At 36.4% G+C, this 14,010-nt stretch carries 9 protein-coding genes; 7 read left to right on the forward strand and 2 right to left on the reverse strand.

All coding sequences use genetic code 11. From position 1 onward, the window contains the following. Nucleotides 1–250: 250 nt before the first annotated feature. Complete coding sequence (locus IEW82_RS19485) at nt 251–427, reverse strand: hypothetical protein (protein ID WP_188698984.1); 177 nt, start codon at nt 425–427, stop codon at nt 251–253. Between the two features lie 442 nt (nt 428–869). Here IEW82_RS19485 and IEW82_RS19490 point away from each other — a divergent pair, with 442 nt between their 5' ends. The 7 genes from IEW82_RS19490 to IEW82_RS19520 all read left to right on the forward strand — a co-directional run bounded on the left by IEW82_RS19490 (nt 870) and on the right by IEW82_RS19520 (nt 12,669). Next, complete coding sequence (locus tag IEW82_RS19490; RefSeq protein WP_188698986.1) at nt 870–2,066, forward strand: CDP-glycerol glycerophosphotransferase family protein; 1,197 nt, start codon at nt 870–872, stop codon at nt 2,064–2,066. 200 nt (nt 2,067–2,266) lie between these two features. Then, nucleotides 2,267–4,027 (forward strand): teichoic acids export ABC transporter ATP-binding subunit TagH, encoded by a 1,761-nt coding sequence (gene tagH / locus IEW82_RS19495; RefSeq protein ID WP_188698988.1) that lies wholly within the window; start codon nt 2,267–2,269, stop codon nt 4,025–4,027. A 47-nt stretch (nt 4,028–4,074) separates the two neighbouring features. Beyond that, nucleotides 4,075–4,896 carry an ABC transporter permease gene (locus IEW82_RS19500; protein ID WP_188698990.1) on the forward strand — a complete coding sequence of 274 codons (822 nt, stop codon included), beginning with the start codon at nt 4,075–4,077 and terminating at the stop codon, nt 4,894–4,896. 276 nt (nt 4,897–5,172) lie between these two features. Further along, on the forward strand, nt 5,173–7,260 hold the full coding sequence (locus tag IEW82_RS19505; protein WP_188698992.1) for a CDP-glycerol glycerophosphotransferase family protein: 2,088 nt from the start codon (nt 5,173–5,175) through the stop codon (nt 7,258–7,260). Nucleotides 7,261–7,721: 461 nt separating this feature from the next. After that, nucleotides 7,722–8,690 (forward strand): class I SAM-dependent methyltransferase, encoded by a 969-nt coding sequence (locus tag IEW82_RS19510; RefSeq protein WP_188698994.1) that lies wholly within the window; start codon nt 7,722–7,724, stop codon nt 8,688–8,690. Nucleotide 8,691: 1 nt separating this feature from the next. After that, complete coding sequence (locus IEW82_RS19515) at nt 8,692–10,518, forward strand: CgeB family protein (protein WP_188698995.1); 1,827 nt, start codon at nt 8,692–8,694, stop codon at nt 10,516–10,518. An 18-nt stretch (nt 10,519–10,536) separates the two neighbouring features. Further along, nucleotides 10,537–12,669 (forward strand): glycosyltransferase, encoded by a 2,133-nt coding sequence (locus tag IEW82_RS19520; protein ID WP_188698997.1) that lies wholly within the window; start codon nt 10,537–10,539, stop codon nt 12,667–12,669. A 229-nt stretch (nt 12,670–12,898) separates the two neighbouring features. Here the strand turns inward: IEW82_RS19520 and galU are convergent, their stop codons facing one another. Beyond that, nucleotides 12,899–13,798, reverse strand: a complete 900-nt coding sequence (gene galU, locus IEW82_RS19525) for a UTP--glucose-1-phosphate uridylyltransferase GalU (RefSeq protein WP_188698999.1) — start codon at nt 13,796–13,798, stop codon at nt 12,899–12,901. Between the last annotated feature and the right edge of the window lie 212 nt (nt 13,799–14,010).

Genomic DNA, 14,010 nt, shown 5'->3' on the forward strand with positions numbered 1-14,010 from the left:
ATCGTTTCAACTCCTTGTTGGGTTTTGTTTGGTCACTTACCTATTCGGAGTTGCCGATGGCTTTTCCTCTTTTCTATTTTTGCGAACTTAATTATACGTGATCTTTTCTCATTTCTCATCAGGGGTATTATATAGTATGAGAAAAATGTTAGTGGGTAGAAAATAATTTCCCCTATGGTTGAGTTGGAGGTCGATAGACCGTCGATCAAACCATAGGGCAACCAAGCGAAAGAGCGGTAGTTTAAGCAAATTAAAGAAAAAGGGATTTTCTTTTTGTATAGTAGTGTTTGCCGGCAAAACCAACTAAGAAGAAAGTCCCTATGAAAGAAAATACCATAAAACTGCCTACATTTGTTTTTTGATAAATTAAATTTGGGCCACTTTCAAGCAGTTTGATCACATAAAAAATGAGCCACTTGATTTCCAATTCTATTAATCTCCTATGATAGATAGTGACCAAACTAACATATGTAACCGTCAAGTGTATTTTGCCATACACATCAAGTAAGAATTAACAATTTCATTAATTAAGATTAAATAGTTTGATCTCCGATTAATACCTTTCTGTATTTCATACGTTCATTAGTTTGGCCCTTTATTGGACGTTAATAATCTGTTTTTTTTTTTTTGAAAATAAAGGGATTGAAATTCCTTGTTGCTCATCGTATAATATGAATGTATTTTATTTTTAAACCCTAAGTAGGAAGTTTATTTAGCAAAAGGATCCGAATTAACAGGGAAAGTGCAAAATAGAATTGAACTATAATTCTACTATTCTATGTGCATCGTTAAAAGGTTATCAAGGTCTTCGAGATGAAAAATTAATTTCACTTTTTTCTGAACTAAAGTGGATAATTTGAGGTGTTATTATGCTTAGAGAAATAGTGATTGACCTTTACCTTTTGATTTTTAAATGCATATTTAATTTTTTTAAGTTATTCAAATTGCAGGATAAGGTGACTTTTGTTGTATCTTTTCCACAGAATAGTCTTCCAATCTATAAAGAATTAAATAAACAACATCTTTCGACAGATGTTTTCTTTTTATCCAAAGCATCATGTGCAGAGGTTTTACAAAGTGAAATTGAAAAACCGGTAGTTCTCTTTGAAACAATGAATCTTGTGGATATGATGCGGTCTATATATCATCTTGCTACTTCCAAATATGTGTTTATAGATAATTATTTTGGCTTTTTGGCTGCGATACAATTCAAACCAGAGGTGGAATGTATCCAGTTATGGCATGCAGCTGGTGCAATTAAGACCTTTGCATTTAAAGACAAATCTATTCAGCAGCGTTCTTCACGTGCTCAAAAACGTTTTGAACGTGTCTACAATAAATTTGATAAAGTGGTTGTAGGCTCTGAAGCTATGGCAAATATTTTTATGGAGGCATTCCATCTTCCTGCTGAAAAGATGGTGCGTACGGGCATACCAAGAACGGATTTCTTTTATGATGTGTCGATGAAGCAAACCGTTATTAAAGCTTTTTATCAAGACTATCCTGAATTAAGAAATAAGAAAATCATCTTGTATGCGCCAACATACCGTGATCAGGAGTTAGAACACTTTTGCCTACGGTTAGATATTGAAAATATGTACGAAGAATTAAGTAAGGACTATGCCCTCATTTTAAAACTACACCCAGCCGTAAAAGTATCTGATGCGATTGACGCGCGTTTTAAGGGATTTGCCTATGATTTTTCAAGCTACCTTGATGTCAATGAATTATTGATGATAACAGATATCTTGATTTCCGATTATTCATCAATCCCTTATGAATTTGCATTGTTTAATAAGCCGATGATCTTTTTTCCTTATGATTTAGAAGAATACACAAGAACACGAGGCCTTTGGGGTTCATATGAGGATTTGGTACCGGGACCTGTTGTTTTTGATACAGAGAGCATTGTTAAATTAATCAAACAAGATGCATTTGATTATAATAAAATTCAAGAATTCAGTAGGAAATGGAATATGTATTCAAGAGGAAATGCAAGCAGGAATCTTGTGACTGCCTTGTTTAGAGAAGAAGAGGCAAAGGGTGTACAAGAAGCTCAAAATTGATTTTAGGATAGTGTGCAGATTGGCAATTGACGTTAGACCGCTCTAACTTTAAAATAGGTTGGAGCGGTTATTTGTGACAAAGCGATTAAAAAGAAAATTACAAATTTATACTTTATCCCTACATGTGTATATTCGTGACTATGAACACATGATATAATTGTAAAGAATCTTTGCCGATTATTTGATTTGGATGTGAAAAAATGACGAGTTCAGTCGTTGTTAAGAATGTAACAAAATGTTATAAAATGTATAATAAAAATTCTGATAAAATTTTAGATATCTTTTTAGGCAATAAAGGTGAGGAATTTTATGCCCTTCGTGGAGTCACCTTTACTGCAGAGAAAGGTGATGTTATCGGGATTATAGGGGTTAATGGTTCAGGAAAGTCTACACTTTCCAACATTATTTCTGGTGTCATTCCCCCTACAGAGGGGACTGTTAAGTCTAAGGGAAGTACATCATTAATTGCGATTGCCTCAGGTCTAAAAAGTGAGTTAACTGGAAGAGAAAATATAGAACTGAAGTGTTTAATGCTTGGTTTTAGTAAAAAAGAAATTCGTAAGTTGGAGCCTGAAATTATTGAATTTGCTGAGATTGGTAAATTTATCGACCAACCTGTTAAATCTTATTCAAGTGGGATGAAATCACGCCTCGGCTTCGCCATATCAGTAACCGTTAATCCAGATATTTTGGTGATTGATGAAGCGTTGTCTGTTGGTGACCAAGCCTTTGCAGATAAATGTTTGGATAAAATGAATAGCTTTAAAGAACAAGGCAAAACCATCTTTTTTATCAGCCATTCGATTGGACAAGTCAAAAAGTTTTGTGACAAAGCATTATGGTTAGAAAATGGCATGGTCAGAGACTATGGATTAATAGATGACATTGTTCCTAAGTATCAAAAATTCTTAAAAGAGTACAAACAGATGACTCCTGAACAAAAAAAGGCCTTTCAACAGGACAGGCTAAATAAGAACGACAATGTCCAGCAGCAAGAACTAAGCCCTTCAAAGGTTCTTGAAGTTAAGCAAGTTGAAAGCAATGATATACCTTCAAGGTCCCAAGAGAGGAAGCATAAAAAAAAGCGGAAGGGAAATAAAAAAAGACGTTTGTTTACAGTCATTTTTTGTCTTTTAGTCATTTGTATTATTGGAATAGTCGGCTACAATAGCTTAAGTGCTGAGTCATTGAATAGTGTTAAGTCAGTATTTAAACATGAAGGAAATAGTAAGGCAAAAAATAAGGCTGTGACTGACGTTGAAGATAATGGTAACAATGGGAAAATCAGTACCAATCGACCAGTTAAAGAAGCTAAGACAGAACAAAATGTTGAAATGGCAGTGGTGAGCAAGAGTCAAGTCAATCTTCGCGATAAGGCGAGTCTGAATAGCAGTATCGTTGGAAGTGCTACATTTGGAGATGCCTTCATCATAAAAGAGAAACAAAGTGACCCCAATGAGGATGGAGTGAACTGGTTCAAAGTTATATTACCTGATAATTCTAATGCCTGGGTCAGTTCATCAGTAGTACAAGATGTTAATAGCACAGATCATGAAATGAAGGCTGAACCAACGTTGTTGAGCAACTTATTGGAGCAAAGACATCTACCCTCTGATTTAGGAGCTATATCTGATCTATTTTCATCAACGTTTACCAAGATTAAGAAGGACTATTCTAATCAAATAGTGAGTCAAAATAATACGGGTCAACTTGAAACGCTTAATCTTTCTTCTGCTTCTTTGGTGGGTCAAACTCAAGCGGATACTTTAGAGCAAGTGAATATCATGGCTATTAATCAAAATTATGCTTCTAATTCATTTACAAATAGCTTAGGAGCCCCTGTTTTATCCGATGAGTTAGATGGTATCTACGTTTATTTTGAAAAGCAATTGGAAATTAAGGTTTATGTGAGTACGAATGGTAAAATGAATAAAATCACGTTTTTTAAAGTAAAAAAATAGTATTTTTAAAATCAAAATGCTAGCAAGATCAAAGAGAGGAACACTTTATGGGTTCATTAGTGACGGTTTTAAAAGAACAGATAAAAAGCTTTTATTTGGTAAGACGCCTTTCCTTTTATGAAATGAAAAGTGAAAATAATAACAATTATTTAGGAATTCTTTGGGAATTAATAAGTCCTCTCATTCAAATTGCTGTGTATGCGTTTGTTTTTGGCTTTGGGATTATTGGTTCAGGACATGGTAGGAAGCCAGTCGATCATATTGACTATTTCAGCTGGCTTATCGCAGGATTTTGTGTATGGTATTTTATCAACCAAGCGATTATACAGGGGTCTAGATCTGTATTTTCCCGTATTCGTATGGTGTCAAAAATGAGCTTTCCAACGAGTGTTATACCAACATATGTGATTTTTGCAAAGTTTTATCAGCATCTGATGCTTTTGGTTATTGTTGTTATCATGCTTCAGTTTTCAGGCCATCTATTGTCCATACAATTTTTGCAAATTCCCTATTATATGTTCGCGAGCATATTGTTTTTAGTGGCGCTTTCGTTAATAACTTCAACGCTTTCAACGATTATTCGTGATGTACATATGTTGCTGCAGGCGGTAATGAGAATGCTGCTGTATCTCTCACCAATCTTATGGTTGCCCGATCCTAAGAACACCACAATTACTTTCATTATGAAACTGAATCCAATTTATTATCTTGTTGAAGGGTATCGTTCTGCATTGCTTGGTGATCCATCTTGGTACATGCTTGAACATTTAAGGTATACGATCTACTTTTGGGTGGTTGTCATCATTTTATTTATTATTGGATCAAAGGTGCATATTAAATTTAGGGATCGATTTATTGATTTTCTTTAAAAGGTAGAATGGAAAAGCGAGCTAAAGCTCGCTTTTTTCAGCTTTTAGCTTTTTCCATATGAATTAATTGAATGGCGGAAATTCATATAGTCTTTTTGTCTTAGTGAAATACTGCTATTTCAAAAATCTAACATTCCAATATATAATATAAGGATATAAATAACTGTTTATCCTTATTATTTTGCGTAACATAAAGATAAGGTTCAATAAAAGTTTTTTTGAGAATGTCTATTTCAAAAAGTGTAAGATTGAGTTGTTATAGGAGGACTTTTGTGATTGAATAATCTAATCAAAAACTTTTCTTTATTTTCTTGGAAAGTAACTGAAAAGGCATTTAATATTATTGTGACGATAAATGATACAAATAAATTCCAAATTTCAAATTATAATACGATTGAAATGGTGCTCACTAGTAGAAAAAGTGAACATTTAATCACACTACCGTTGAATAAAGTAGAGTCTAATGAAGCTGGGCTTTATGAAAGCAGTTTGTCATTTGAGCAATTATATGAATGTCCTCCTGATACAACCTTAGATATGTATATCCAGTTTACAAATAACGAAGAATGCATAAAAAGACGTCTGAAAAGCACTGATCCATATCTAGAGGTTAAGGGGCATTTAGCTGGTCAACAACTGTTTTTTAAACCTTATACGACAAATAAAGCCAATGTGTCCTTAAAAGTTCAAAAAGCTGAGCCTATTGCAATTCTTGAAGATATGCGCATCGAAAAGGACGGAAGATTTACATTAATGGGGTATAGTTTCCATCCAGCTTTCCCAGATCATGAAGCGAATCATTTTATTATAAGAGATAAAGAGGGGGAGATCGATAGAACACTTAGGATAGAAAATATAGAGAGAACGGACTTAAAGCCCCTTTCAAGTGAATTTAACATGAAACAGAGTGGATTTAAGGTTTCTTTTGAAATAAAAGAGATGCATGATATCAGTAATGTGTCATCATTAAAGCTTATTGTGAAATATGATTTACCTCATGAGGAGCTTGAGGAAAAACAGCTTGTATTACGCCCCTTTACACCAAAAAGTAAATGGAAAAAGATAAAAAGAATCATTGAGAAAAAGAAGTATATACTCTCGGTCCATAAAAAGCACCAGACGGTTTCTATAAAAATATCCGATTATAATTTAAAGAATGAAGTCAAGGGTGCAATTAGAAGACGTTGGAATAAACTAAAAAGAGGAAGAGAGGCACGTCTTGCCTATAGAAAGCTGTTTACCGTTGCAGGTAATTTGCCAGCGGATAAGAAGCTGTTAATATTCGAGAGCTTTTCCGGTAAACAATTCAGTTGTAATCCCCGAGCGATTTATGAATATATCATCAAAGAGTATCCAGACTATAAGACGATTTGGAGCGTTGATCGTCGTTATTTAACACTGTTTAGAGAAAAGAATATCCCTCATGTAAGAAGATTTTCTTTAAAATGGTTGTTTTATATGGCCCGTGCCAAATATTGGATTACGAATAGCAGACTTCCTTTGTGGATACCGAAGCCAAAGCATACGACTTATGTTCAGACATGGCACGGCACACCATTGAAACGCTTAGCTTCAGATATGGATGAGGTGCATATGCCTGGAACTACAACAGAGAAATATAAAGCTAATTTTCATAAAGAATCGAGTAAATGGGATTACTTGATCTCTCCTAATAGATATTCAACGGAAATCTTTCAGAGGGCTTTTAATTTTCATAAAGAAATGATCGAATCGGGTTATCCTAGAAATGATTATTTATATAATTATAAGAATGATCAGCAAGCCATAAAAAATAGAATGAGGTTAGCGCTGGATAAAAAAGTCATTCTGTATGCACCCACTTGGCGGGATGACCAATTTTATGGCCGTGGACGTTATAAATTTGATTTAGATCTTGACCTTGACATGATGAAGGAGACATTGGGGGATGATTATATTATTGTTCTTCGAATGCATTATCTTGTCGCAGAGAATCTAGATCTGGAACCATATAAAGGATTTGCTTATGATTTTTCTAGCTATGAAGACATAAGGGATCTTTACTTAGTTGCTGATCTATTAATCACCGATTATTCATCCGTCTTTTTTGATTATGCCAACTTAAGAAGACCGATGATTTTCTATTGTTATGATATTGATACTTATCGTGATAAATTAAGGGGCTTTTACTTCGATTTTGAAAGAAAGGCACCCGGACCACTCGTAAAGACAACGGAAGAGGTCATTGCTTCAATTGAGGAGTTTGAGAAAAATCATTTTGAGCTTTCCGATTCCTTTAATGCGTTTTTCGATAAATTCTGTTACTTGGAAGATGGACAGGCTTCAAGAAGAGTGGTACAAAGAATATTTGCTAATAAAAAATAACTCATTAAGTATTGTAAAAACAAGGGCATCTTCGAAGGTGTCCTTTTTTCTCGAGCTTTACATCAAATACTTCGTGCTGAAAAGTGATTTGCCCTTACAAATAAGGAAAAAGGTCACTTTAAAAAGGCAGAGAAGCCTATGTGATTTAAAACGTTAGAAAAGTTACTATCTCCTATTCATTTCACCCCACCCCAAAGCTTTTTGATATAAGACAGCACTCTTCAAATAAAATTTAACCTTCACTTTACATATTTTTTACTGAATTTTCATTTTAACATGTTATTTTGCATTCATAGTCTAATGATAAAAAGAGATAGAAGTCATTTTTCCCTAATTCATGGCTTTACTTCTTTATCAATTTCTTAATTATCTTAATCATTAGACGGCTGATTTTAAAGTAAATAAGCAGAGAGGGCTCAGATGTTACTCTCGAAAATCACGTGTTTAGGAGAGATCATATAATGGATAAACCATTAGATAGGGTAACAGAAGCCTATTTTGAAGCGTCAGAGCATGGGGCACGGACGAGAGAGCGCATGCATTGGATATGTCAGCATGTGCAGGGGAGCAGGATACTTGATATTGGCTGTTCACAAGGGATAATCCCTATATTATTGGCAAGAGAAGCAAAACATGTTGTCGGGATTGATAGTGAAGAAGAAGCGATTGCTTTCGCCAATCGGACTCTTGAAGCAGAAGAGCTGTCAACAAGACAACGTGTTAAGTTTAAAGTGGAAAGTATCTTAGACTTTGCTTCCGAAGAATCCCAGTTTGATACGGTTATTCTAGGCCATTTATTAGATCAGTTCCTTGATCCACGAAGCCTATTAAAGAAAGTTGACCAATTATTAAATGACGGTGGCAGAGTCATTATTACTGTGCCTTTTGGGATCGATACCCAAGTTGAGCATAAGAAGGACTATTACTTATTAGAGCTTATAAAGAGCCTGCCAGAAAAGTATGGTATCAAGGACCTCAGAGTCCAATATAAGTGGATCGGCGTCATCATCACTAGAGACGGGCAGGTTAACAGTGAGATGGGCATTCGCGAGGATTGGCTTAAGAAACTTGAAGAGGGTTTCTATAGAATAGAGCATGAATGTTTCATGATGATTGAAGCGCAAAGGGATAGAATCGAGCAGGTTGAACAAAGAATCAAAGGGCTTGAAGAGAGTGCCGGCGGAAATGAGATGATGCAGTTAGAAGAGATGAAACAGAGGCTTGTGCAATATAAAGCGGAGAAAATTAAAGCAGAGACCGAATGGATGACCACACTGAATAATGAAGAACAAGCCCTTAATGAACTTGAAAAACTAGGGAAAAAGTATAATCAACTGAAAAAAAGATATGAAGCCCTTAGCCAATCAAGATTAGGGAGAGTTACTTTAAGGTATTGGAAGTGGAAAAGGCGATCGTCGGGGAGGAAATAACGTGAATATCAGAGAGATCAAACAAAGCAAGGCTAGAGTAAAGCAGCTAAGAAGGGATATAGAAAGAGAGAGAACAGCTGACGAAAGAACGTTGCAGACTCTCCAACTAACGCCTTTAAAAGAGCTAGTACATGTACTCAACTATAGTACCCCTCAATTACATCCCATGAATATAACAGGGAGGGCTGTGGGGACACACCTATTAATCAAACCTCAAGAGATTTCCGATATTAAAATGGCCTGTATTTTTGATGAATTTTCTATGTCATGCTTTCAAGAAGAAGTCCATCTTATCTCCTTTAAACCTGAGGATTGGGAAGCCGTGCTCACAGATAATGTTCCTCATTTATTGATGGTAGAATCTGCATGGCGTGGCAATGATGGGGCATGGGAATATAAAATTGGAAAATATCGAGATGCTGATAATCAACAATTGCTGGAAGTCATTGAGTGGTGCAGAAGAAGGCGCATCCCTACCGTTTTCTGGAATAAAGAAGACCCGATTCACTTTGAGAAATTTATCGATACAGCTAAACATTTTGATTACATTTTCACAACGGATTCTAGAATGATTGACCATTATCAAAGGGAAGTGGGACATCAGAATATCTTTGCACTGCCATTCGCCGCTCAACCGAAGCGCCATAATCCAATTAAGATTACCGATGAGCGCCAACAAAAAATCTCCTTTGCGGGTTCCTTTTATGCCAACCGACATACAGATAGACAAAATGATATGGAAAGACTGCTCGATTTGGCTGCTCAATTCGGGCTGGATATTTATGACAGGAACTTTGCGATAAATAAAGATAATGAGCAATCTGACTTTAGTTTTCCAGAGCGATTCAAAGAAAATATTAAGGGATGCTTAGCCTACGATGAAATTGACAAAGCCTATAAAGGCTATAAGGCTATGTTAAATGTTAACAGTGTAAAACACTCTCCAACCATGTTTTCGAGAAGGGTTTTCGAGGGATTAGCCAGTGGGACGCCTATTATAAGCAGTTACTCTGTTGGGATTAAGGCACTGTTCAATCATGTAGTCCTCATGTCAGAAAATATGAGTGACCTCGAGAAGTCTGTATCAAGACTCATGAATGAAGAATGCTTTTATAGACAAAAGGCACTAGAAGGCATAAGAGAAATTTACTTAAACCATACCTATAAGCACCGAATAAAATGCCTATTGGATAAAGTGGGGATTGAGGTTTCCTCTACACTTCCTAGTGTTTCTGTATTGGCCATCGTGAATACAGCGGATGAATTTGCAACACTATTAAAGCAATTTAAGCGACAAACATGGCAAAGAAAGCAGCTAATTGTGCTGTTAACACCATTTGAAGGGTATATCGACATTTTAAATGCTTGGAATACAGACTCAATAAAAAGCTTTATCTTAAGCTATATGAACAATTATGAGCGGATTGATGAAGTGATTGATACGGATTATGTTGCTCTTTTTTCTCCAGATGATTTTTATGGAGATCATTATTTAATGGATTTAATGGTGGCGACGCAATATAGTCAGGCTGACATCATAGGGAAGGGAAACTTCTATACAGTTGAGCAGGATACCCAATCGCTGTCAGCTATAAATAATGGAAAAGAGTATGAATATGTGGAGGCTTTGTCTAGTCGCTCTGCGCTTGCCCATAAAAGTATTTTTAAAGGGATGAACATGGGACAAATCCTTGAGCTCATCTGTGCGACTACTGATTTCAATTCGTTTTTTAAAAAGGGCTATCGGCTTTTCAGTATAGACAAATTTAATTATATTCAGAATGGAAGTCTAGTAGCATCAGATGTTCAAGATAAAGTAGAGTTATAAGTATTGGAGAGATGGAAAATGTCACGTAAGCTAAGACTACTGCTTTATGGGGATGTCGATTTAAATATAATGGATGGATCAGCTGTATGGTTAACCTCTATGGCCAATGTATTGCATCTTGATCCTAATATCACAACGGATGTGCTATTGAAAGCGAGAATTAAAACAGAACACTTAATCACTGAGATTCAGGGGTTAGATAACGTTCGTGTTATCGATCCTTTCTCTCGATTTGCCTCATCAAAGTTTGTGAACAAAAATCGTCTGCAAAGAGATGAAGCAATAAGCCTTATTGAGGAGCTGAATGCACAGGAACCCTATGATTGTATTATTTTACGCGGATTGTCTTTCGTCATAGATTATCTTAAGCAGGCGACACTTCTTCATAAAACGATCCCGTATATCACAGATTTTACCCATGATCCTAAGCAAATCTCTGAGACTGAAAGAGAGGAGCTGCGACAAATCTATCAAAGCTTCCCAAACGTTTTTGTCCAAACCGAACAGATGGGGGAATTACTTAAGCAACTTATAGACTGCGAGGGTAAGAAATTCAGCTTGCTTTATCCGATGATTCCCAAGCCTCAAAAAGAACCGAATTTTAAAAATACCCATGATCGATTGGTCTATTCTGGGAAGTTCGCGGCAGATTGGTATACAGAAGAGATACTAAACGCCTTTGCGCGATTAGCACAAACAGATTCAGGACTGACTCTAAGTGTCGTTGGTGATAAGTTTCAAGGTGATTTAGTTCAAAAGAAAGATGAAATCCTTCGTGTCATGAAGGAAGCCGATGCTATTCACTGGTACGGTGCTGTCGCTCGCCACAAATCCTTAGAGATTATTCGAGACGCCGACCTGGGCATTTGCTGGCGAAGTGAGCGCATTGATCATGATGAGAGTGTGGAGCTATCCACAAAACTGTTGGAATATGGTCAATTAGGCAAACCTGTCCTTTTACGGCGAACAAAAATGTATGAGGAGCTCTTGGGTAGTGACTATTTCTTATTTGTTGATAATGAAGCGGAATGGATTGAAAAAACGCTTCGTATACTCAATGATTCCAAATTGTACCGTCAAACAGCTAGAAGAGTCTATGAAAGGACAAAAAAATTTACATTTAATGAAGCCTATGAACGCTTGCGCCCGCTATTATGGCATTTTTGCGATAAGAAGATCAATCTCGTTTTTGCAGGCCATGATTTAAAATTTATCCAAGCAGCGATCACACATTTTGAACAGCATCCCAATGTTAATGTGCGAATCGATCAGTGGAGTGGGCATGACGAGCATGATAGCGAGCATTCAACAGAATGCCTAGAATGGGCCGACGTCATCTTTTGTGAGTGGGGCTTGGGAAATGCGGTGTGGTATTCACAAAACAAGAAAAAGGGGCAAAAGCTGTTCGTCCGTATGCATTTGCAAGAACGGGAAACGTCATTTCCTAGTCAGTTTCATTTAGAGAATATCGATCAAATTATTGTTATTTCGCCTTATATTTTTGAAGAGTTTCATAGAGTGTGCCAGATCCCGCGAGAGAAGATGATCATGATCTACAATATGATTGATACGAATAAATTTAATAAAACGAAAATAGATAACACACAGGTTGCCTATCATTTAGGAATTTGTGGTATTTTGCCTAAACGAAAAAGGTTAGATCGTGCGCTGGATATCTTAGAACAACTTTGGAAAAAGGACCATCGCTATAAATTATTTGTTAAAGGGAAACTGCCTGAGGAATTAAAGTGGCTGATGAAAAGAGAAGACGAGAAGCAATACTATGACGCCATTTTCGCTCGAATAAAACAGGCACCTTGGGGAAAAAATGTTATCTTCGATGAACACGGTAATGATATGGATGAATGGTTTAGAAAAATAGGCTATATATTATCAACAAGCGATTTCGAAAGTTTTCACTTAGCCCCCATGGAAGGACTGGCATCCGCAAGCCTTCCAGCCGTATGGCATTGGACAGGCGCTGAAACCATTTATCCTAAAGAATTTTTGTTCGAAAATGATACTGACATTGTCGATTATATATTAAAAACACAACACAAACTCCCTTATCATCAAGGACAGCATTACGTCCAAAAGACCTTTGATAAGAAGAGAATTATTGAGCAGATTGAAGAGTTGGTATTGAGTTGAGTGCTTTTACAAGACATGGTTAATAATTGTGGTGTTAATTTGAGGGATTACGTGGAGGATTGGACAAATGAGAATATTCCTATCATTTAAGTAGGATAAAAAGAGATTCTCTGGGGGTATTTTTTAGTTGCATCCATTTGAATGATATTTATTTAAAGAAAAAAACATAGGAAGATAATTTAAGTTTATGGGTTATTCTTCCTATGTTTTTGTACAAAGCGATTTGTTATTATTTAAATAAAACTTTGTCCGTTTCATGTTGCTGGATCAAGCGTTTCATCATGGCCAAAACATCATGGCTGATTTCTGGATTATCCAAGGCAAAGGCAAAAATGGTTTCTAGGAAGCCTAGCTTTTCGCCGGTATCAAAGCGTTCTCCCTCTAAATTATAGGCATAAACAGCTTGAATAGTATTGAGTTTTTCAATATCGTCAGTCAGTTGAATTTCTCCACCTGCTCCGATTTCTTTTTTCTCTAGATATTCAAAGATCTCGGGAGTTAATACATAGCGACCAATAATGGCTAAATTAGAAGGTGCGGTACCTTGAGCAGGCTTTTCTACAAAGCGTTTAACCGATGCTAAACGTTGGGAAAGCATTTCTTTGGGAGCAATGATGCCATAACGATGGGTTTGGTCCTGCGGCACCTCTTGCACGGCAATGACTGAAGACAAAGTGTTTTCGTATTGTTTTATTAACTGTTGAAGCCCGGGCTCCTCACCACGGAAAATATCATCACCTAGGAGAACGGCAAAGGGTTCATCCCCAATAAATTTTCGCGCACACCAAACCGCATGTCCTAAGCCCTTAGGTTCCTTCTGGCGGATATAATGGATTTCAGCTAAATGTGTGGCTTTCTGAACTTCCTCTAGTAGTGAATCCTTTCCCTTTATTTCTAGGTTATGTTCAAGCTCGGGAGAACTATCGAAATGATCCTCGATGGCGCGTTTACTGCGCCCTGTTACGATAATAATATCCTCAATGCCAGAGGCGACGGCTTCCTCAACAATATATTGTATCGCTGGTTTATCAACGATGGGGAGCATTTCCTTCGGCATTGCTTTGGTGGCTGGTAAAAAGCGTGTCCCCAAGCCGGCAGCAGGAATAATTGCTTTTTTTACAGATTTCAAAAATGGTTCACCTCAATTAATAATGTTAGTTGACCATGGAAATAAATTTACATTTAATTATATCGTAATTCATTGAGCTTGAATAGTCATTTTCAAACAAGAAGTTCAAAGTATGTGTAAAATAGTTCTCGGTGGTATTTCTACAAAATCCTAGCCAAAAAAGAAGAGGCACTCTATCATAAATGTATGCCTACCAGAGCAAATACATCGTA

It is taken from the genome of Pullulanibacillus camelliae (genome assembly GCF_014642655.1).
Lineage (GTDB): Bacteria > Bacillota > Bacilli > Bacillales > Sporolactobacillaceae > Pullulanibacillus > Pullulanibacillus camelliae.